The 20,068-nt window shown below is 41.6% G+C and carries 20 protein-coding genes, 1 tRNA gene and 1 pseudogene; 15 read left to right on the top strand and 7 right to left on the bottom strand.

The features are described from left to right. Nucleotides 1-27: 27 nt before the first annotated feature. The 3 genes from queF to AC6CHI_RS04155 are packed head-to-tail and all read right to left on the bottom strand — an operon-like array spanning nucleotide 28 to nucleotide 2,548. A complete protein-coding gene (queF, locus tag AC6CHI_RS04165; RefSeq protein WP_458891425.1) occupies nucleotides 28-843 on the bottom strand; it encodes an NADPH-dependent 7-cyano-7-deazaguanine reductase QueF in 816 nt (271 codons plus the stop codon). Continuing rightward, nucleotides 843-1,616, bottom strand: coding sequence for an ABC transporter permease (locus AC6CHI_RS04160; protein WP_498119575.1), 774 nt, complete (start codon nucleotides 1,614-1,616; stop codon nucleotides 843-845). The genes queF and AC6CHI_RS04160 overlap by 1 nt, the downstream gene beginning before the upstream one ends. Further along, nucleotides 1,613-2,548 carry an ABC transporter ATP-binding protein gene (locus AC6CHI_RS04155; RefSeq protein WP_458891427.1) on the bottom strand — a complete coding sequence of 312 codons (936 nt, stop codon included), beginning with the start codon at nucleotides 2,546-2,548 and terminating at the stop codon, nucleotides 1,613-1,615. The genes AC6CHI_RS04160 and AC6CHI_RS04155 overlap by 4 nt, the downstream gene beginning before the upstream one ends. 179 nt (nucleotides 2,549-2,727) lie before the next feature. On the opposite strand from AC6CHI_RS04155, the gene AC6CHI_RS04150 reads away from it, so the two are divergent. The 3 genes and pseudogenes from AC6CHI_RS04150 to AC6CHI_RS04140 form a co-directional block, all read left to right on the top strand. Further along, nucleotides 2,728-2,804 (top strand) — tRNA-Arg (locus AC6CHI_RS04150). Nucleotides 2,805-2,994: 190 nt separating this feature from the next. Then, nucleotides 2,995-3,360, top strand: a complete 366-nt coding sequence (locus tag AC6CHI_RS04145) for an integrase arm-type DNA-binding domain-containing protein (RefSeq protein ID WP_498119573.1) — start codon at nucleotides 2,995-2,997, stop codon at nucleotides 3,358-3,360. A 46-nt stretch (nucleotides 3,361-3,406) separates the two neighbouring features. Beyond that, nucleotides 3,407-3,790: pseudogene (locus AC6CHI_RS04140) on the top strand (aromatic acid/H+ symport family MFS transporter); the annotation flags it as partial. Nucleotides 3,791-4,317: 527 nt separating this feature from the next. Here the strand turns inward: AC6CHI_RS04140 and AC6CHI_RS04135 are convergent. The 3 genes from AC6CHI_RS04135 to AC6CHI_RS04125 all read right to left on the bottom strand — a co-directional run bounded on the left by AC6CHI_RS04135 (nucleotide 4,318) and on the right by AC6CHI_RS04125 (nucleotide 6,324). Further along, nucleotides 4,318-4,680 carry a hypothetical protein gene (locus tag AC6CHI_RS04135; RefSeq protein WP_498119572.1) on the bottom strand — a complete coding sequence of 121 codons (363 nt, stop codon included), beginning with the start codon at nucleotides 4,678-4,680 and terminating at the stop codon, nucleotides 4,318-4,320. A gap of 210 nt (nucleotides 4,681-4,890) precedes the next feature. Further along, a complete protein-coding gene (locus tag AC6CHI_RS04130; RefSeq protein WP_498119570.1) occupies nucleotides 4,891-5,538 on the bottom strand; it encodes a hypothetical protein in 648 nt (215 codons plus the stop codon). 87 nt (nucleotides 5,539-5,625) lie between these two features. Further along, complete coding sequence (locus AC6CHI_RS04125) at nucleotides 5,626-6,324, bottom strand: exonuclease domain-containing protein (protein ID WP_458891437.1); 699 nt, start codon at nucleotides 6,322-6,324, stop codon at nucleotides 5,626-5,628. A 61-nt stretch (nucleotides 6,325-6,385) separates the two neighbouring features. On the opposite strand from AC6CHI_RS04125, the gene AC6CHI_RS04120 reads away from it, so the two are divergent. The 10 genes from AC6CHI_RS04120 to rapA all read left to right on the top strand — a co-directional run bounded on the left by AC6CHI_RS04120 (nucleotide 6,386) and on the right by rapA (nucleotide 16,816). Beyond that, a complete protein-coding gene (locus AC6CHI_RS04120; RefSeq protein ID WP_498119568.1) occupies nucleotides 6,386-6,550 on the top strand; it encodes a hypothetical protein in 165 nt (54 codons plus the stop codon). 10 nt (nucleotides 6,551-6,560) lie between these two features. Beyond that, nucleotides 6,561-7,787 carry an alpha/beta hydrolase gene (locus tag AC6CHI_RS04115; protein WP_498119566.1) on the top strand — a complete coding sequence of 409 codons (1,227 nt, stop codon included), beginning with the start codon at nucleotides 6,561-6,563 and terminating at the stop codon, nucleotides 7,785-7,787. Between the two features lie 155 nt (nucleotides 7,788-7,942). After that, on the top strand, nucleotides 7,943-9,196 hold the full coding sequence (glyA, locus tag AC6CHI_RS04110) for a serine hydroxymethyltransferase (protein ID WP_498119564.1): 1,254 nt from the start codon (nucleotides 7,943-7,945) through the stop codon (nucleotides 9,194-9,196). Between the two features lie 165 nt (nucleotides 9,197-9,361). Then, a complete protein-coding gene (gene rnk, locus AC6CHI_RS04105; RefSeq protein ID WP_458891441.1) occupies nucleotides 9,362-9,766 on the top strand; it encodes a nucleoside diphosphate kinase regulator in 405 nt (134 codons plus the stop codon). A 144-nt stretch (nucleotides 9,767-9,910) separates the two neighbouring features. Next, nucleotides 9,911-10,531: a thiamine phosphate synthase gene (thiE, locus tag AC6CHI_RS04100; protein WP_498119562.1), complete on the top strand. Its 621-nt coding sequence runs from the start codon at nucleotides 9,911-9,913 to the stop codon at nucleotides 10,529-10,531. 41 nt (nucleotides 10,532-10,572) lie between these two features. Further along, a complete protein-coding gene (gene hemL, locus AC6CHI_RS04095; RefSeq protein WP_498119560.1) occupies nucleotides 10,573-11,874 on the top strand; it encodes a glutamate-1-semialdehyde 2,1-aminomutase in 1,302 nt (433 codons plus the stop codon). Nucleotides 11,875-11,938: 64 nt separating this feature from the next. After that, nucleotides 11,939-12,352, top strand: coding sequence for a GlcG/HbpS family heme-binding protein (locus AC6CHI_RS04090; RefSeq protein ID WP_498119558.1), 414 nt, complete (start codon nucleotides 11,939-11,941; stop codon nucleotides 12,350-12,352). A gap of 5 nt (nucleotides 12,353-12,357) precedes the next feature. Then, nucleotides 12,358-13,062 (top strand): acyl carrier protein, encoded by a 705-nt coding sequence (locus AC6CHI_RS04085; protein WP_498119556.1) that lies wholly within the window; start codon nucleotides 12,358-12,360, stop codon nucleotides 13,060-13,062. Between the two features lie 132 nt (nucleotides 13,063-13,194). After that, a complete protein-coding gene (locus AC6CHI_RS04080; protein ID WP_458891447.1) occupies nucleotides 13,195-13,836 on the top strand; it encodes an RluA family pseudouridine synthase in 642 nt (213 codons plus the stop codon). A 142-nt stretch (nucleotides 13,837-13,978) separates the two neighbouring features. Then, complete coding sequence (gene rapA / locus AC6CHI_RS04075) at nucleotides 13,979-16,816, top strand: RNA polymerase-associated protein RapA (RefSeq protein WP_498119554.1); 2,838 nt, start codon at nucleotides 13,979-13,981, stop codon at nucleotides 16,814-16,816. Nucleotides 16,817-16,889: 73 nt separating this feature from the next. Here rapA and fabR read toward each other — a convergent pair whose 3' ends face one another. Continuing rightward, nucleotides 16,890-17,585, bottom strand: coding sequence for an HTH-type transcriptional repressor FabR (gene fabR, locus AC6CHI_RS04070; protein ID WP_458891449.1), 696 nt, complete (start codon nucleotides 17,583-17,585; stop codon nucleotides 16,890-16,892). Nucleotides 17,586-17,723: 138 nt separating this feature from the next. Here fabR and AC6CHI_RS04065 point away from each other — a divergent pair, with 138 nt between their 5' ends. Then, nucleotides 17,724-18,791, top strand: coding sequence for a ferredoxin reductase (locus AC6CHI_RS04065; protein ID WP_498119552.1), 1,068 nt, complete (start codon nucleotides 17,724-17,726; stop codon nucleotides 18,789-18,791). 14 nt (nucleotides 18,792-18,805) lie between these two features. Then, entirely contained in the window at nucleotides 18,806-19,900 is a 1,095-nt protein-coding gene (locus tag AC6CHI_RS04060) for a fatty acid desaturase family protein (RefSeq protein WP_498119550.1), read from the top strand. The last annotated feature ends 168 nt before the right edge of the window (nucleotides 19,901-20,068 follow it).

The following is a 20,068-nucleotide window of genomic DNA, read 5'->3' as shown; positions in this document are numbered from 1 at the left end:
TGTTATTTAACCTCAGTATTCTTCATTTTATTGTCGCGCCAAACGAATTGGGCGAGGCATCCATGTTAAGTCCGATACACGACAAGGATTGATATCTAAACCACCTCGGCGAGTATAAGCCGCATAAACCATGAGTTTTTCAGGTTGCAGATGTTGCCAGATATCAGCGTACATCTGTTCAACGCATTGCTCATGAAAGCCATTATGCTGACGGTAGGAAATAATATAGGCTAAAAGTGAACGATAACAAGGCTTTTTACCCTGATAACGGATAAATACTGTTCCCCAGTCAGGTTGACCGGTAACTGGGCAATTACTTCTTAATAAATGTGAATAAAGCTGTACTTCTATATGCTCAGCATTTTCATTGTCGAAACCAAGTAGTGAGGCATCAGGATGATTCTCTAAGCGTTCAGGAATCAGGTCGTCAATACAGAGCCCCTCAGGCTGATGGACTTCAAGCGCATCGACCTGAAATAGTTGAATGCTGACACTGGCACCGGCAGCCGCAGATAAATCTTTTTCGACCGTTGCGATAAATGCCGCTTCAGATTCAAATGGAGTGAAATTTAGACTATTAAAGTACAGTTTGAGGGATTTGGACTCAATCAAATTTGGCGATGTCGCGGGCAGGGTCAAACGCCCAATGGCCACTTGTGGAATACCCTGAGCATTGAGCCAAGAAATTTCAAATACATGCCACCAGTCTTTTCCTTGCTGGATGCCTTCAATATGGGCATAACTTGAACGTGCTTGGGCACGTTCAATAGGAAAAAGAATGTCTGGTTGATATGTTGATGGATATTGGGTATCTTTACCGAGTAAAGAATGTTCTACACTCATTATTCACGCATTCCTGAGCCACGAGAAAGTAAATAATACGCTATAGCGTAAAGGACTGCACAGCATAAAGTCACCACGGTGAGTGAAATCGAAACATTCACATCACTGTGACCGAGAATTCCAAATCGGAAAGCATTCACCATATAGACAATCGGGTTAATTAAAGACAAATTTTGCCAAAATGGACTTAATGCGCTAATCGCGTAGAAAACACCGCCCAAATAAGTCAGCGGAGTCAGTACGAACGTTGGAATAATGGAAATGTCGTCAAAAGATTTGGCGTAAACGGCATTAATAAAGCCACCCAATGAAAACAGTAATGAAGTCACAATGACGGTATATATAGTCACAAACCAATTGGTAATATATAAGTCAGTGAAAAACAGACTCATGGCTGTCACGATAATTCCGACCAATACCCCACGACAGAGTCCACCCAGCACATAACCCCACAGCACTAGGTGTAGAGGTACTGGACTCATGATCAGCTCTTCAATGCTTTTTTGAAATTTAGCACTAAAGAAACTTGATGAGACATTGGCATAACTGTTGGTAATCACTGCCATCATAATCAAGCCGGGCACGATAAACTGCATATAGCTAAATCCGCCCATTTGTCCGATACGTGAGCCGACCAAATTTCCAAAAATCACAAAATAAAGGCTCATGGTAATGGCAGGCGGCAACAAAGTTTGCGGCCAAATGCGCATAAAGCGGCGCACTTCTTTATGGACGAGGGTGAAGAGTGCAACACGCATTTGAGTGAGATTCATGGTGCAGCTCCTTCCAGATTTTTCTCCACGAGTTTAACGAACAGTTCTTCCAAACGATTAGACTTGTTCCGCATACTACGAACTTGAATACCTTGGGCTTCAAGTAACTGAAAGAGCTGATTCAAGGTATGTGCTTTGTCCATCGTCACTTCGAGTGTGACGGGATCAATTAAATTAAAGCGGACCCCAATAATATCGAGTTGCGGTGCCTGAATTGGTTCAGCCAAATCAAAGATAAAAGATTCTTCATGTAATTGATTGAGGAAGGCTTTCATGGTGGTGTCTTCTTTAATTACACCACGGTCAATAATCGCAATACGACGACAGAGCATTTCTGCTTCTTCTAAATAATGGGTCGTTAAAATAATGGATGTGCCATTTTCATTCATTTCGGTCAGAAAATCCCACATCGAACGACGCAGTTCAATGTCGACCCCTGCGGTTGGCTCATCCAGAATAAGCAGTTTAGGTTCATGCATCATGGCACGCGCAATCATCAGGCGACGTTTCATACCACCTGAAAGCATACGACCTTGCGTATTACGTTTTTCCCAGAGGCCAAGTTTTTCTAAATAATGTTCGGCACGTTGCTCTGCAATTTTGCGTGGAATACCGTAATAGCCTGCTTGGGTGACTAAAATATCGAAGGTCTTTTCAAATTGACCAAAGTTAAATTCTTGGGGAACAACACCTAAACATTGTTTTGCTTGAGATGGGTGCGTGTCCAGATTGTGACCAAAAATTTCGACAGTGCCCGAGGTCTTTTTGGTCAGCGAGCTGATAATACCGATGGTCGTTGATTTGCCTGCACCATTTGGTCCAAGTAGGGCATAAAACTCACCTTCAGGGACAGTGAGATTAATTCCTTTGAGGGCTTGAAAGCCATTACGATATGTTTTCGACAAATCTCTGATCAGTAATGCATCGGTCATAAAGTTCTCACAGCATATAGAGTGCAGCTATTGTGAGCGATCTTGCACAATAAACCAAGTGAAATACAGGGAATACTGCGTTGCACAGTTAGAACATTGATTAAACTCTAATCATAAAAATGAAGGATTTATATATAGTTGCTTTCACTTCTTTATTTTTTTGCTATCATGTGACTCGCGCGCTCATAGCTCAGTTGGATAGAGTACAAGTTTCCGAAGCTTGGGGTCGTGGGTTCGATTCCCGCTGAGCGCACCATTTTCTTGTTTTATCCCTTCCGATGTTATCTGAAAACTATTTAAAATAAATCACTTACGCTATAGGTTTGTCCGATACGCTCCAAGAGCGTTTTAGGATACCGTAAAAAGATGCCTAAATTAGTGCTTAGTCTAACTGACTCAAAAATTAAATCTTCAATCTCAATGCAAAAGAAATCATTTGAAAAAATATGAAGCTTTCAGATGGTGGTGGTCTTTATCTGTTATTGGATCAGAACGGTGGGGCATATTGGCGTTTTGATGATGTCCGCCCAATTTCGAAGAAAAGAGCCACGATTGCTATTGGTATATATCCGAGTTGTACATTATCCAAAGCTCGTACCAAACGAAGTCAGTTTAGAGAGTTACTTGCACAAAATATTGACCCTGCAATTCAGAAGCAAAGTGAAGATGAATTAACACGATTCCAAAAGAATACTTTTAAATTGGTTGCAGATGAATTTCGAAAGACAGAAGAGCTCGAGCTAAGTACTCAGCGAAGGAATCAATTTGTTTGGGATAAGCTTTACGCTGCTATTGGAGAGTTTCCCGATTGATTCGATAACCGCCTCTCAAAATTTGGAAGTATGAATAACCATCATAATTCTGAGCATTGCTTATGTCTTAGGTGCCATTTTCCTAATCTGCCTTGGGCTTGGCATTGAATATGGAAATACCATTTTACTAATGATTGGTATGTTTGGGGTTGGAATAGGAATCAGCGGATCACAAGTAGGTGTAAATGCTTTTGCTTCAGGTTTTTATCCAACACACTGTAGGGCAACAGGTGTGAGTTGGGCGAATGCCGTGGGCCGATCAGGTTCAGTCGTAGGTTCAATAGTCGGCGGCTGGTTAATGTCATTAAACCTTTCAAGTTTTGAAATTATGAGTGTATTGGCACTACCTGCTTTTTGTGCTGCTTTCTCATTAATTTTAATTAAGTATTTAAAGAAAGATCAGCCTCAAGTCGTCATTCATTTAAATTAAAACACTGCTCATGACTTTTTTATGGATGCTTCTGTGCCAATGGATGGCACAGAAAACTTATCTAGGATCAGCTTTAAACGGTTTGGTCTATCCTCCCCAATGAAAGAAGAATGCCAGCAAAATCAGCATGTATTTAGTTAAGGATAAAAGCGAATTAAGTTTTACAGTTCTTTGTTCAGATTATAGGAGGTTTTTAAAAATTATTACTATAATATAAATACTTAAGTTGTTGTTTGGATAGTGTAATGACATTAAATTATTCTAAAATCAATTTATTTTTTGAATATTTTTTGTTCTGAAATGTCATTACTACTTGCTCATTTTATTGCATCGTCTTATATTAAAACTACAGTAGCTAGCAACACTAAGAGCTACGAAGTAGTTGGACGGATCATTGACAGCTAATTGAATTTGTAACGTTAAGTTCAAATAAAAAATCAGCACTAGCCATTCAACATAAAAGAACTCGCAGAAATGCGAGTTCTTGCTATTTATAGGGTACAAAATTCTACTTTGTTAATCTACTCTCAGTTTTCTGCAATCTCTTTTTTCAATTGCACATCGACATCGTATTTCTGAAATTCTTGAATGAGTGTATGCAGCATCTCTTGTGCGCGCTGCTCTTGAACGGCAAGAAGCATTTCAGTGTTAAGCTGTGCGTCATAACATTGCAGTAACTGAATTTCCCAGTAATTTTCTTGTTTAGACTGCTCAATGCATATGCTACGAAGCTGTAGCGTATTGTCCATTTGTTGTGGAATCACATAACGAAGCATTAATTGAGTATGCGCTGTATAAGGCTGCTGAGATGCGAAAGTAATCACCCAATTGCCGACCTTTTTAAGATAAGCAGGATGATCATCGGGATGAAAAAACAAATATTGCGGCATTATAGTCGTACCTAAATCTGACTATTTCAACTGATTTAAAAAAATGATCTATAACGCGAAAGTCGAAAGCTTGGTGTACACGGGAGATCAATCATTAGATTGAAAGGAATAAGGCATACCAAGCTGATGATTTAAAAATAAATTCATGGAACCCATGGGCAGGCTTAAGCGGTATTTTGCCTTATATAAAAGAAAAAACATCTAAACAGCCTAAGCAGGATTTAACTTCTGTAAAGAGAAATTAATTTGATGCAAAATTCGATTGAGCTCTTTAGGAGGAATACGCGTTTCTTGGAGCTGGGTAATCCACTGCATTTGGCATAGTTTTAATGCGCGAATATCCTCTGAGCCTTGAATTCGTAAGATGAGTTGTTTTGCCATGAGTCCGCAGTATTTTTGTAAAAGCTGCGCCATTAGGTACTTCACATCATCAAAATCGAGCGCAACGATATCTTCAAAGACAGGTTCAGTCACGGCTTGGGGAGAATGAATGATTTGCTCTTGAGAGAGTAAAACGGGCTGTGCTGCGGGTTCTGAACTTTGAACGGTTTCTTGTTGTTGAGCGGCAACGTGGGCTGTGTGTTGCTCAGATTGAGTTTTGTTGATTCCCGTATGTACGGGTTGCTCAATCAATTCATGTTGAGTCAAGGATGGGGCACTTGAAGCCATGATCAGCCCCATTTCACTCAATTGCTCAATCAATTCTGGCGGGGCAAGACGCTGCTTGAAGATTTCGTTCATGGAGTCAAAATCTTCTGTGCCAATCAGTACCAATAAGCGGCGTTGTCGCGCATTTAATTGCATAGAGCGGTGTTTTAGTGCGTCATGTCCTAGTTGTGTCTTAGAATAGTGAATCATGTCTTAATTTATTCCATGAGATAAATTAAGCAGACTATACTGCGTGAAAATTACACTACTGTTAAAATTTAATTACAAATCATGGATTTATAATGTGACTAAATTCACATTTTCTAAAGCTTTGCGAAGGTAAGGGTCGAGCTCATCTTGGCGTAATAACCATTGGATATAGTCAGCAGGGAGCTCGCTGATATTGGTGCCACGATGTTTGCCAAAGTTAATACTGCGTGGAATGCGAGCATCTTCTGAAGCAATATAGAGTTCTTCAATACTATTAATATTTAGCTGGTGCACAATGTGCATTAAGATATTGGCCGTTAAAATAATGTCCATATCAGCACGGTGTGCTTTTTTAATCATTTCTCGGGCTTTTTCGCTGCCTTTGCTGATCATATAAATTAAAGCAGAAATATTGTGGGCTTCTGCGTCAGGCCAGACACGACGTGCCAGTGCCAAAGTACAAATCGCTTTGATGGCACTGGTGTCAACGCCACATTTTTCAATCGCTCGAATATCGTAATCGACATTATGACCAATAATGTACTGCGTATCAGAGGGAAGACTAAAATTACTATAATGTGGCTGATTAATTAAATCCGACTCTAAAATGTGGTGCACCGCCATAGCGGCAAAAGAAATCGGTTCATCGACACTATAGAGCTGGTCAAATAATTTGGATTTATCTAAGGTGAGTTTGCCCTGTTCGACGTGAATCGGTGCATATGCAATTTCGATGGGTTGACCATTTAAGGTATGTGTTTCGGTATCCAGAATAATGGCTTGCATATGATGATCCTAAAGTACAGCGCAATGCTGCAATTTAACATTTTCAAAGATCAAGAGACAAATGCTGGTTAAGCCTGACGCGCTTGAAAAGAAAGAAAAAGGGTTAAATCTTGTTGATAAAGTGCAAAATTTAGAGCGAATCAAAATAAAATTGAACAAGTGGATAAAAAAGCGTAAAAATAAAGCGTTGCTGAAAGTGAAGCAAAAAACAATAAAAATTGAATAAGGATATAAATATGCATCAAAAACTGCTGATTGCCGTGTTGACCAGTACCGCCATGTTACTGACAGCGTGTCACGATGATGACCATGATTCTTATGTATCGAGTGACAATATTCCGAAAAATAATATTGTGAATCCTGTGGTGTCTACCCCAACAGCATATACCTTAACTGACATGTCCGCGACTGCGGGTGAAAGTGTGGTCATGACCTATAAAATGTTAGGTATTGATAATACAGAGGTACAAGCAACCGCTTTACTGTTTACCCCTAAAACTGCGCCACCAGCAAAAGGTTGGCCTATTGTAGTTTGGGCGCATGGTACTACAGGGGTGGCAGATATTTGTGCCCCAAGTCGGAATCAGTTAAATAGTTATATCCAGGCCATGATTAATGGTTTGCTGTTGGCTGGCTATGCCGTGGTTGCACCTGATTATGAGGGTCTAGGTGAGCCAAAAAATGATGAATTACATCCTTTCTTGAATGTAAAAAGTGAAGCCTTTTCGATTACCGATGCCGTGGTTGCGGCACGTAATTATTTGGGGACAAAAGCAGCCAGTCGATGGATGACGGTTGGGCATTCACAAGGCGGTCATGCGGCATTAGCTGCAGCCCAATACCAATCTCGGGCGCAGCTAGACTATAAAGGCACAGTTGCTGTTGCACCTGCCTCGAATCTTGAGTTGATCTTAACAGTCGGAGAGGGTCTTGCCGCACAGCAAACAGATTTAAGTGAAAAAATTACCACACTAGCATCGTTAGATACCTTTACGGCTTTAATTACTGCGGGATTACGTAATCCTAATCCGACCTTACAGTATAGTCAGGTATTTAAATCCCCAACCGACCAAATTGCAGATAATGCTGAAACAGATTGTTATACCTCTTTAGGGCAGGAGTTTGGTTTAGGTATGCTGTCTTATGCTCAAACCCACGGAGGGGATATTAGTAATTATCCGCGAACACAAAGTAACTTTATGACGTTGTCCCCAGTTAAGAAATTCCTAGATAGTGATTCGCAACCCCTTCAAGTTAAAATTGGTACGCCAATAATTATTTATCAGGGTGCGCTAGATACGACAGTGCCAAAAATTGCGACCGATACGCTGTTAAGTGGAGACGCTGCGAAAAACTCATCTATTTCTTATCGAACAGGTCTAACTTGGGATCATGGAACGGCCTATGTATTGAATATTCCGAATATTATTACGGATGTGCAAACATTAATGCCAATTCAATAAGTTGCTTTGAATAAATCAGCTTATGTTTTTTATCGACATGGGCTTTTTTTATTTAAAACTGAGTAAACTTCATTCTCAATATTTATAAACTTCATGCTACAATACGCGCCAATCTTAGCACGGCTTAAAAGCCCTAAATACATAGGACCTCGCTAATGTTTGCCAATATCTCTATTGCTGAATTTGATCCAGAATTAGCTCAAGCAATTTCTAACGAAGACGCTCGTCAGGAAGCTCATATTGAGTTAATCGCATCAGAAAACTATTGCTCACCAGCAGTAATGGAAGCTCAAGGATCAAAACTCACTAACAAATATGCAGAAGGCTACCCAGGCAAACGCTATTATGGCGGTTGTGAATATGTAGACATCATTGAACAATTGGCAATTGACCGTGCTAAAGAATTATTTGGTGCTGATTACGCTAACGTTCAACCGCATGCAGGTTCACAAGCAAACTCAGCAGTTTATTTAGCTTTACTTAACCCAGGCGACACAGTTTTAGGTATGAGCTTGGCTCACGGTGGTCACTTGACTCACGGTGCGAAAGTAAGCTTCTCTGGTAAAACATATAATGCGATTCAATACGGTCTAAACCCAGAAACTGGCGAGATCGATTATGAAGAAGTTGAGCGTTTAGCGGTTGAGCACAAGCCACGTATGATCGTTGCTGGTTTCTCTGCTTATAGCCAAATCGTTGATTGGCAGCGTTTCCGTGACATCGCAGACAAAGTAGGCGCATACCTTTTTGTTGATATGGCTCACGTTGCTGGTTTAGTTGCTGCGGGTGTTTACCCAAGCCCAGTGCAAATTGCTGACGTTACAACGACAACGACGCATAAAACTTTACGTGGTCCACGTTCTGGTTTAATCCTTGCGAAAGCGAATGAAGAAATTGAGAAAAAACTTCAATCAGCGGTATTCCCAGGTAACCAAGGTGGTCCATTAGTTCACGCAATCGCAGCGAAAGCAATCTGCTTTAAAGAAGCGATGGCGCCTGAATACAAAGCATATCAACAACAAGTGGTTAAAAATGCTCAAGCAATGGCTGAAGTATTAATCGCGCGTGGTTATGATGTTGTTTCTGGCGGTACTAAAAACCACTTGTTCTTGTTATCTTTAATCAAGCAAGACATTACGGGTAAAGATGCGGATGCTTGGTTAGGCGCTGCTCACATTACAGTGAACAAAAACTCTGTACCAAATGACCCACGCTCTCCGTTTGTTACTTCAGGTATCCGTATTGGTACACCAGCAGTAACGACTCGTGGTTTTGGTGAAGCAGAAGTTCGCGAATTGGCAGGCTGGATTGCTGACATTCTTGACTCGAAAGGCAGTGAAACTGTTATCGAAATCGTAAAAGCAAAAGTTGCAGCGGTATGTGCTAAATTCCCAGTATATGCAAAATAATTTGCACTCTACTTGAGAAGCCTCCCTCAAGGGGGGCTTTTTTTATAGCTATACAAAATGTAGCGCTTCACCTGGTTTCATTTTCTGTTATAAATAAATCAGCAACTGAAAATAAAGAAGATATAAATCATCACTTCAACATGATTTTTTAAAAGGACGGTTTTTATGGATAGACCTACCATTATTGTTTCTGAACAGGATCTAAACCGTTTAGAAACCATGTTAGAACATCAATCAAAATTAACGCCAACCATGGAGCACTTAGAAGAAGAGTTAGCACGTGCCAATGTGGTTGCTCCGCAAGATGTTCCTGCCAATGTTGTCACGATGAATGCGCGTGTGCTCATCAAAATTGCTCCAGATACCACCGCTACGGAAATTACCTTGGTGTATCCGCATGATTTTCGGGGTGATAAAGGTCAGGTGAATGTGCTAGCCCCTGTTGGCGCTGCTATTTTGGGTTTGGCGGAAGGGCAGGAAATTGAATGGCCACAACCCGATGGGCATTTAATGAAAGTGAAGATTGAGCGTGTGCTTTATCAACCAGAACGTGAAGGCCATTATCTGTAATTAACCATCAGGACAGTGATTATTTGCTGAATCTGAGCGGTTTCACAGCCATCATAATGCTATGATGGCTTTTTTTATAAAGTGTTGTTGTTCAAGGCTCATGATCGAGTATTGAATGATGCATTCGGTATTAAAAGGCTTTTTATGCGCGGCTTATATCTGATTACCAATGATGATCCTTTAACGATTTTGCTCGAAAAATTACATGCTGCATTGGCTACAGGTCAGGTGGCGATTCTACAGTATCGTCGTAAAAAAATTGCTAAACCTGATCAAGCTGCTGAAGTAGAGCAAATTAAAGCTTTATGTGAACAGTACGATGTGCCATTTGTGATCAATGATGATTTGGCTCTTGCAGAACAATACGGATTGGGTGTGCATTTGGGGCAGGATGATGGTGAAATTGCCGATGCTGCTGCCCGTTTACCTCAAGGTGTGATTATTGGGCGCACCTGTTTGAACTCCTTGCCACTGGCTGAAAAAGCTATTGCTGATGGGGCGAATTATGTTGCTTTTGGTGCGGTGTATGCCACAGCAACCAAGCCAGAAGCAGGCAATGTGGGCATTGAGGTGATTGCTCAGGCGAAGCAAAAATATGCTGTACCCATTTGTGCAATTGGGGGATTAACTGTTGAAAATTCAGCAGCTGTGATTGCAGCGGGTGCAGACCTTTGCGCGGTAATTAGTGATATATTAGCGCTGAATGTAGCGGACATCCCATCCCGTGTGCATGCATGGGCACAGTTATTTGCTGAAACTGCATAATGTTTTAAACCGATTATTTTCTTTTTAGGTTGAGTGAATTCATGAGTTTATCTCCAAAGCAAGAACAACTATTTAAACAAGCCAGTAAACACATTCCAGGTGGTGTCAATTCACCGGTACGTGCATTTAATGGTGTAGGTGGAACCCCCGTTTTTATTGAAAAAGCGCAGGGTGCATATTTGTTTGATGTGGATGGTAAGCGTTATGTGGATTATGTTGGCTCTTGGGGGCCAATGATTCTGGGACATGCTCATCCTGACATTATTAAAGCCGTACAAGAAGCTGCGGTTGATGGTTTGAGTTTTGGGGCTCCGACTGTTCATGAAACAACTTTAGCCGATGTGATTTGTGAGATCATGCCATCAATTGAAATGGTGCGTATGACTAACTCGGGTACTGAAGCAACCATGACGGCAATTCGCCTAGCACGTGGTTATACAGGGCGTGACAAAATTGTGAAATTTGAAGGCTGTTACCACGGTCATTCTGATTCCTTGTTGGTTAAAGCCGGTTCGGGTTTGCTGACTACGGGTGAAGGGGAAGCAACTTCAGCAGGCGTCCCAGCCGATTTTGCCAAACATACTTTAACCCTGCCGTATAACGACATTGCAACCCTAAAAGAATGCTTTGCCAAATTTGGTGCTGAAATTGCAGGGGTGATTGTTGAGCCTGTTGCAGGCAACATGAACTTGGTGAAACCGGTAGAAGGATTCTTGCAGGCGATTCGTGATGTGTGTGATGAGCATGGCGCGGTATTCATTATTGATGAAGTCATGACGGGATTCCGTGTTGGACTCGGTGGCGCGCAAGCCCATTATGGCGTAACACCAGACCTTACCACTTTGGGTAAAATTATTGGTGCAGGTTTACCAGTGGGTGCTTTTGGTGGTAAACGCGAAGTGATGGAATGTATTGCACCTTTAGGTAAAGTTTACCAAGCGGGCACCTTATCTGGTAATCCATTGGCCATGCGTGCAGGGATTGAAATGTTCAAGCATTTGCGCCAACCGGGTTTCTATGAAAACTTAATTGCACAATTAGAAAAATTACTGGCTGGTTTGCAACAAGAAGCAGATGCTGCGGGTGTTCCTTTCAAAACTCAACAAGCGGGTGCAATGTTTGGTCTGTATTTCACCGATCAAGAAGACATCACCAGTTTTGATTCAATGTTGAAGTGTGATGTGGCTGCATTCCGTAAATTCTTCCATGGCATGTTAAAACGTGGTGTGAACTTGGCGCCATCGGCATTTGAAGCCGGCTTTATTTCAAGTGCACACAGTGATGAAGATATTGCGTTTACTGTTCAGGCAGCCAAAGAAACCTTTGCTGAAATGAAAGCATAAGTTGTAGTGATTGTTCAAAAATGCCTGTGACTATGTTGCAGGCTTTTTTATGTAAGGAAAACAGATGAAAACCAAACATTGTTTAGACTTGGCCGATGCTGAATGGATCTTAAATGCCGCCTATGAATATGCATTGCAAAACAGCTTTGCGGTCAGTATCGCCGTGGTAGATGAAACAGGATGCTTGTTAAGCATGAAGCGTATGGATGGAGCATCACCCATGACTGCTCGGCTGTGTCTTGAAAAAGCTGAATGCTCTGCCATAAGTCGGCGCCCAAGTAAATTGTTTGAAGATTTAATCCGCAATGGACAACAGGGTTTCCTGACGGTGAGCAGTTTGTCGGGCATGTTAGAGGGTGGTGAGCCAATCCTGTTTCAAGGGCAACTTGTAGGGGCAGTTGGTATTTCTGGCGTCAAGTCATTCCAAGATGCAGAAATTGCACAATTCGCGATTCAACAGTTTCTGGCACAGGTTTAGGGCTAATGTTTTATCCTTTACCAAAGAAAATTCAGCTGGCTGCTTCACAAGCCAAATGGTCACTGAATTCTGCACAGGGTGTATTACTGGTGATGGGTTTGCAGCAGTTGAGAGCCGAACCTGACTGGATCAGTAGTGAACTGGCTGCAAATATGCAACGTTGTATTCAAAAAGCACAAGCACTTGATATTCCTATTTTAGATTTGGATCTCGCCAATCCAATGGATGCCATGCAGCGCTTAGGTGAATATTTGTCTGATCGGCAACAGTTGCTGGCCATTGGTTTAATTAATCCGCTGGTGAAGCAGTTCATAGCGCATATTCATTCTGTGAGTGAGCAGATTTGTGTGGTGAATGATGCTGTGTTATTGGCGAATAGTGAACATCATGTGCAGTGGATTGAAAAGTTGTGTCAGCAACAATTTCATCATATGAATACACACAGTCTATTGCGGCTATGGGCGTTGAGCGCACCCAAGGATTTTGTCTTGTCAGAAAAAGGGATTATCTACGCGGTTGCAGAGCAATTAGTGCTCGATCCCTTAGAGCTTGATTTATTTCGAGATTGGGCCGAGTACAATTTAGACTCAGTTGCAGTGGTCAGTTTGGTGGGATTATGGCGTGCAAACGGTGCCGAGATTCGCTACGAAGATGTCATGCACAGTCGAAATTTAAAAAAATTGATACAGTTGCTGAGGCATAATTCATGATATGCATACAATCAGCACTTTTTTTGGGTAAAATCGTAAAAAACGCTGACTTTTCTCCGTTTCTGCATTGTAATTTCTGAGTGAGCTTTTTATTATTGCCCGCTTGTTTGCACAGTCAGCTTGGAAAATCTCTTGAGTCAATTTCTGAATGAACATCTGATCCACCGTGATGAGGATTTTATGGTAATCCATAAACCCGCGGGGATTCTTACAGTGCCAGGGAAAACGGCTGACTTGCAAGATTGTGTGATTAATCGGTTGCTAAAAGAAGAACCGAGAACCTTGCTGATTCATCGTCTGGATCGTGATACTTCAGGCATCTTGGTTTTTGCATTGTCCAAATTCGGGCAAAACCGAATTTCTCGTCAGTTTCAAGAACGTCAAACTTCAAAAACATATCAAGCTGTTGTGGCAGGACATCTGGTGGGTGAGGGAACGGTGGATGTTCCTGTGGTGTATGATCCGACGCGTCCACCTTTACATATTGCCGACCCGAGCCATAACAAGCCAGCATTAACACATTGGAAGGCGACCGAGCATTTTGAAATGCAAGGTCAACCTGTCACTCGTGTAGAACTTACGCCCATTACTGGTCGTTCACATCAGCTACGTGTACACATGCAGTACTTAGGACATCCAATCGTGGGGGATACGCTGTATGCCGCACCCGAGCAGCTACTTTTGGATCGTTTATGTCTACATGCTGAACGCCTCAGCTTTTTGCATCCGAAGACAGAAGCGATGGTGGAGTTCTATTGTCCCGTGCCTTTTTAAGGCAAAAAAACGCTTCAGATTCGAAATAAGCCCACTTTTTTAGTGCGCTTTATGTCAAAATATATTGCTTAAAGACATGAAATTTTGTTCAAATGTTATTCGCTTTTGAGCAATTATTTCTTGGTCTACATTTGAGATAAAGGTGGAAAAATTGCAGCAGTTCGCTATTGGTCAACGTTGGTTATCTGACACAGAAACAGAGCTTGGCTTGGGGGTATTAATTGACGTAGATGAACGGTCAATTAGTATCTTATTTCCAAAAAGCGATGAAACGCGTGTATATGCCCGAAACAATGCCCCTTTATCTCGTATCGTATTTAATGCGAATGATGAAGTTCATGATCAGGAAGGAACGCAATGGCTGGTCGAGTCCTTAGAGCATAATCATGGCGTGGTGCGTTATGCAGTGGTGCGTACTTTAGAAGATGGTTCTCAAGAACGTAAAACCTTAAACGAAACCCGTATTGGCGCGCAGATTCAATTATCTAAGCCGCTTGACCGCTTATTGGCCAGCCAAATTGATTATAAAGAATGGTACGACCTGCGTATTGAAGCCTTGTTGATGCAAGCCAATATGCAAAGCAGTCCACTCCGTGGTCTAGTGGGTGCGCGTGTTGGTCTGATTCCACATCAATTGTATATCGCGCATGAAGTGGGTAAGCGTTTTGCACCACGAGTTTTATTGGCCGATGAAGTGGGGCTAGGTAAAACCATTGAAGCTGGCTTGATTATCCATCAACAATTAAAAACAGGACGTTCTGAACGTATTCTGATTTTAGTGCCCGATTCACTACAGTATCAGTGGATGATTGAAATGCGCCGTCGTTTCAATTTGGCATTCTCTATTTTCGATTTAACCCGTACAGCGTCTATTAAAGAACATGACCCTGAACTGAATCCGTTCTTGACTGAGCAATGTATTATTGCCAGTGTAGACTTGATGATTGACCATGATGACTTACGTGAGCAAGCCTTAGAAGCTGGTTTCGATCTCTTGGTGGTGGATGAAGCCCATCATTTGATGTGGAATGAAGAAGAAGGTGGTAACGACCGCTACGATTTAGTCGAAGAATTGGCAGAGCAAACACCGGGTGTTTTACTGTTGACGGCAACGCCTGAACAGTTGGGTGTAGAGAGTCATTTCGCACGCTTACGTTTGCTTGATCCACAGCGTTTTAGTTCCTTAGACCGCTTCTTGGATGAAGAAGAAAAGTATCTGCATACCGCTAAAATTGCTGAAGTGTTGATGTCTGATTTACCGCTTGATGAAAGTCATTTAGCGGCAATTCAACAATTGTTGGGTCATCCTATTCAAGATGAACCTGAACAACGTTTCCGTGCAATTCATGAATTGCTGGACCGCCATGGTACAGGTCGTATTTTATTCCGTAATACCCGTGAAGCGATTCAAGGTTTCCCTGGGCGTGATTGTCAACCGGCACCACTGCCAGCACCAGCAAACTGGTCTAAAGATGGCAAACTGCGTGAACAGATGTGGCCTGAAGAAGCACAGCTTGACGGGGCTTGGATGGAATCTGACCCACGTGTGGGCTGGCTCATGGAAATGCTGCGTACTCAGTTAAAACACAAAAAAGTGTTATTGATTGCGCGTAGCGGTCCTGTGGTGGAAGCCTTAGAAAATGCGTTACGCCTGCATGCAGGGATTCGTACTGCCATGTTCCATGAAGGCATGAGCTTATTGGAACGTGACCAAGCAGCGGCCTATTTTGCAGAAGATTCTTATGGTGCGCAGATTTTACTCTGCTCTGAAATCGGTTCGGAAGGGCGTAACTTCCAGTTTGCTTCAGACTTGGTGTTATTTGACTTGCCAGCGAACCCAGATGTTTTAGAGCAGCGTATTGGTCGTTTAGACCGTATTGGTCAAGAAAACCGCATTCAAATTCATGTGCCATATCTAGAGGGTACAGCGCAAGAGCGGATGTTCCGTTGGTATAACGAAGCGTTGAATATTTTCAGTAATATTTCACCGACAGCACAAACCTTGCAAGAAAACTTCATTGTCGACTTAAAAGACTGCTTGCTTGCAGATATGGGGCAAAAGTTTGAAGACTTACTAGAAGAAGTCAGCGTACAACGCGAAGCGCTAGAAGCGGAATTGCAAGCAGGGCGTGACCGTTTACTAGAATACAATTCGTGCCGTCCTATCGTGGCGCAAGAAATTGTCCAAGCGCTAGAAGATTATGATGACAACACCACTTTGCCGATGTTTATGAAGCGTTTTATGGCTTCAACCAACATTGATTTTGATGAGCAAAGCAATGGTACAGTTATTATTAAACCGACGGATCAGATGCAAGTTCAAGGTTTAACTTTGGATGAAGAAGGCATGACTGCGACCTTCTATCGCGATCAAGCGCAAGTGCGTGAAGATGCACAGTATTTGACTTTAGAGCATCCATTCACTGAAAGCGTGATGGAAATGATCAATACGCAGGCCTTTGGCAGTACCAACGTTGCGATTTTAAAGTCGAATGCATTAAAGCAAGGTTCGGTTCTACTTGAAGTCTGGTTTAAGGTCGATGTGATTGCGCCAAAAGCCTTGAACTTGCCATCAAGTTTGCCGCAACAATTGATTCGCGTATTACTCAGTGAAAATGGGCAAGATTTGTCAATGAAAATTGAGCCAAGCATTTTGAAACCGTATTTGCATCATTTAGACAGCAACAGCTGCCGTCAGGTGGTAAAAGCACGTCGTGATGTAATTGAAGAGCGTTATCAACAAGCCCTGAACATTGCTAAAGCTGCTTTACCAGAAATGAAACAGCAAGCCAAAGAAATCTACGGTAGCAAATGGCAATATGAAATTGATCGTTTAAGCTATTTGAAGCAATTCAATCCGAGTATTCGTGAAGATGAAATCACGCGCTTACAAAAATTGCAAAAAGAAGGCATCGGATTACTAGATGGCTTATCCGTAACCCCAGAAGCGATTCAGGTCTTGGTGGTGGTTAAACCTTAAGGTTTAACTGGCTCCAAGTTAAAAAAGCACCGTAAGGTGCTTTTTTTATTGGATATTTTAACTAATGATCAATTTAACGGATTTGCGACTCATCCAGATGGCGTGCGCCTTCTAAAATCATACGAATCATGATCATGGTTTGTTCTGCAACCGCCTTACGTTCATCATTTGGTAAATCAATGACTTTGGCACCCATGTGGAACACCAGTTGGGTAATGGCTTTGGCAGCAAGCTCAGGATGTGCCATTTTGCTGTGATTGAGACGTTCTAATCGGATTAAGTCATCCTTTAGTTCTTGCTGGAAGAAATTTAATTGACGATCTACAGCCTGTTTATAAGACGCAGAGCCGGTATAGCCTTCACGTAACAATAAGCTTAAGTTGCCTTCATCAGTATTCAATTGTTCAATAAAAACTTCCACAGAACTGCGAATAATGCTGCTTTGCTTGATCGCTTTTAAACGGGCTTCATGCAAAATTTGACGCAGTACAATACCTGAACGGTCAATCAGTTCAATAGCAAGTTCATCAATGTCTTTGAAATGTCGATAAAAACTATTCGGTGCAATGCCTGCTTCGCGTGCAACCTCTCGCAGGCTTAATGAGGCAATGCTTTTTTCTGGTCCAATCAGTTTGAGTGCTGCTTGGAATAATTCATCTTTCGTAATGGTAGCTTTACGACCGACAGAACGTACCACAACAGGTTCATGTGCCACATTTAGGTCATGAGTCGTAGTATCGTGTTTTGTTTTGATCGAAGGCTGGTTCATATTTTTCAATAGATTAAAGGCTTTTTGGCATTATAGCCTTTACTGCCTGTGATGTGAATGAATAAAAAAAGGACGAATATATATACAAATATATATACATGTGTATAATAATTAAAAATCAATTGCGTGGTCCAAACGATGTTCATGCTAAAGAAATCTAATTCTCCCCTTAATTTTTTAGTCGACAGTGTTGTTGATCAACACTCTTTAAACTTTTGGTTGCAAAAGCTCAATCCACTTTGGTCTGTAAATCAGCCATTAGGCAAGATTGTACAAAAAGACAATACGGCTGATGGAATGGTAAGCTTGACGCTTGAAGTCAACCGCCATTTTAAAATGGGCCAAGCAGGGCAGCATCATCCTGTCATAGTCAATGTGCAAGGTGCGCGTTATGAGCGTACGTATAGCTTGACCCAAGTTGATGCACAACATGTTCTGCTGACAGTAAAAAAAGTAGAACAAGGTAAAGTCAGTAACTGGTTAGTTAATCAAGCCAACGTGGGTGACATTCTTGAATTTGGTCAACCTTATGGTGACATGCTTTTACCTGAACCAGCACAACCTCTAATTTTGCTAGCAGCAGGTAGTGGTATTACCCCAATGTATAGCTTGCTTACGGCCTTAGCGCAGGCAGAGCAATTATCACAGCGTAAAGTGCATGTGATGTACTGGGTAAAACATTATGCCGACTTTGCTTTCAAATCTTATTTTGAACAATGGGCCAAGCAGTATCCGCAATTTTCCTATCAAGTATTTTACACACAGGAAGATCATGCTGATGCACGTTTAAATGCGGCTCAGGTGGACGTATTGACTGATATTGAACAGTCTGTTGTGTATGCCTGTGGACCTTCGGGTTTTGTTCAGCAAGCAGAACAGCTCTTTGCTCAGGCTCAATTATTTAAGAGCGAAGCATTTAGCATGTCTCCTGTAGCGAATGATGACACAGGCTTTGTGAATGTGACGTTAAGCAAATCCAACAAAGTGGTGGCGATCCCGCGTGGTCAATCAATTTTGGTGGGCTTGGAACATGCCAACGTCAAGCCAACTTATGGTTGTCGTATGGGCGTTTGTCATAAATGTGTGTGTAATAAAGTACAAGGTTCGACTCAAGATATGTTGAATGGTCAACAGAATCATGAGCCAAGTAATCCATTAAAACTATGTGTAAGTTCTGCCAAAACAGATCTTGTGATTGATTTATAAGAGAGTTCAACATCATGAATATGCCTGTAAAAGCTCAATATTTTAAAAATCCAAAAAATCGTGAACTTACTCAGTTTGAGTTAGATGAATTGGCGCGTGAATTAGATGCCATTAAACAAGAAGTTTTGGATGATATTGGCGAGAAAGATGCCAAATATATCCGTCGTGTCTATTCAACAGTCCAGTATGCTTCGATTGCAGGACGTGCTTGCTTATTTGCAGGTTGGTTCCCGCCAGCATGGATTTTAGGTACAGGCCTATTGGGCTTTGCCAAAATCATGGAAAATATGGAATTAGGACATAATGTCATGCACGGTCAGTATGACTGGATGAATGATCCTAAATTCAGTGGTCAAAACTACGAGTGGGATATTGTCGGAACGTCTGATAACTGGCGTCAAACCCACAACTATAAGCATCATACCTACACCAACATTAAAGGTATGGATGATGATATTGGTTATGGTTTATTGCGTTTGTTCCCAGAACAGCGTTGGAAACCTGGCTTTTTACTACAACCCTTGTATAGCATTCCATTCTGCTTGTTATTTCAATGGGGCGTAGCAATTCAGAACTTGGAAGTGGGTAAAGTTTGGTTTGGTCGTAAAAGCAAACAAGAGCTGAAAGAAGAGTGGAAACCGTTACAACGCAAAATTACTAAACAATTGTTTAAAGATTATGTGTTTTTCCCATTGATCGCAGGTCCTGCGGCATTGCCAGTCTTTACAGGTAATTTGGTTGCGAATGGTATTCGTAATATCTGGACCTTCAGCGTAATTTTCTGTGGTCACTTTACCAAAGATGTCGAAGTGTTCCCGAAAACAGTTTTACAAAACGAAAGCCGTGGTCACTGGTATATGCGTCAGATTCGTGGTTCTTCAAACTTAACAGGTTCTGAAGCTTTCCATATTTTGACAGGACATTTGAGTCATCAAATTGAACATCACTTATATCCAGATATTCCTGCACGACGCTATCGTAAAATGGCACCTAAAGTGCAAGCGGTGTGTGAGAAATATGGCTTGAACTATAGTAATGCGAGTTTGGTGAAGCAGTATGGCAGCGTGATTAAACGTATTGTGAAATATGCATTCCCATTCAAGAAATAAGGGAATAAAAAAACCACTTCTTCGGAAGTGGTTTTTTTATCTAATATAGAATAATTTTTACTTTCAAGCATGATGTATTGCCTAGATTATTATGAAAATACATCAATTAAAGCTAGGTCAATTTGCAAAAACAATTGAATGATTTAGCATAAGCGCTTTAGAGATTGA

This window comes from Acinetobacter sp. GQ146, assembly GCF_059758585.1.
This window is presented reverse-complemented; position numbering and strand designations above follow the sequence as displayed.

Bases quoted from the DNA above. Each gene is read 5' to 3' on its own strand.
- queF (WP_458891425.1), bottom strand. From the start codon at position 843: ATGAGTGTAGAACATTCTTTACTCGGTAAAGATACCCAATATCCATCA.
- AC6CHI_RS04160 (WP_498119575.1), bottom strand. From the start codon at position 1,616: ATGAATCTCACTCAAATGCGTGTTGCACTCTTCACCCTCGTCCATAAA.
- AC6CHI_RS04155 (WP_458891427.1), bottom strand. From the start codon at position 2,548: ATGACCGATGCATTACTGATCAGAGATTTGTCGAAAACATATCGTAAT.
- AC6CHI_RS04145 (WP_498119573.1), top strand. From the start codon at position 2,995: ATGAAGCTTTCAGATGGTGGTGGTCTTTATCTGTTATTGGATCAGAAC.
- AC6CHI_RS04135 (WP_498119572.1), bottom strand. From the start codon at position 4,680: ATGCCGCAATATTTGTTTTTTCATCCCGATGATCATCCTGCTTATCTT.
- AC6CHI_RS04130 (WP_498119570.1), bottom strand. From the start codon at position 5,538: ATGATTCACTATTCTAAGACACAACTAGGACATGACGCACTAAAACAC.
- AC6CHI_RS04125 (WP_458891437.1), bottom strand. From the start codon at position 6,324: ATGCAAGCCATTATTCTGGATACCGAAACACATACCTTAAATGGTCAA.
- AC6CHI_RS04120 (WP_498119568.1), top strand. From the start codon at position 6,386: ATGCTGGTTAAGCCTGACGCGCTTGAAAAGAAAGAAAAAGGGTTAAAT.
- AC6CHI_RS04115 (WP_498119566.1), top strand. From the start codon at position 6,561: ATGCATCAAAAACTGCTGATTGCCGTGTTGACCAGTACCGCCATGTTA.
- glyA (WP_498119564.1), top strand. From the start codon at position 7,943: ATGTTTGCCAATATCTCTATTGCTGAATTTGATCCAGAATTAGCTCAA.
- rnk (WP_458891441.1), top strand. From the start codon at position 9,362: ATGGATAGACCTACCATTATTGTTTCTGAACAGGATCTAAACCGTTTA.
- thiE (WP_498119562.1), top strand. From the start codon at position 9,911: ATGCGCGGCTTATATCTGATTACCAATGATGATCCTTTAACGATTTTG.
- hemL (WP_498119560.1), top strand. From the start codon at position 10,573: ATGAGTTTATCTCCAAAGCAAGAACAACTATTTAAACAAGCCAGTAAA.
- AC6CHI_RS04090 (WP_498119558.1), top strand. From the start codon at position 11,939: ATGAAAACCAAACATTGTTTAGACTTGGCCGATGCTGAATGGATCTTA.
- AC6CHI_RS04085 (WP_498119556.1), top strand. From the start codon at position 12,358: ATGTTTTATCCTTTACCAAAGAAAATTCAGCTGGCTGCTTCACAAGCC.
- fabR (WP_458891449.1), bottom strand. From the start codon at position 17,585: ATGAACCAGCCTTCGATCAAAACAAAACACGATACTACGACTCATGAC.
- AC6CHI_RS04065 (WP_498119552.1), top strand. From the start codon at position 17,724: ATGTTCATGCTAAAGAAATCTAATTCTCCCCTTAATTTTTTAGTCGAC.
- AC6CHI_RS04060 (WP_498119550.1), top strand. From the start codon at position 18,806: ATGAATATGCCTGTAAAAGCTCAATATTTTAAAAATCCAAAAAATCGT.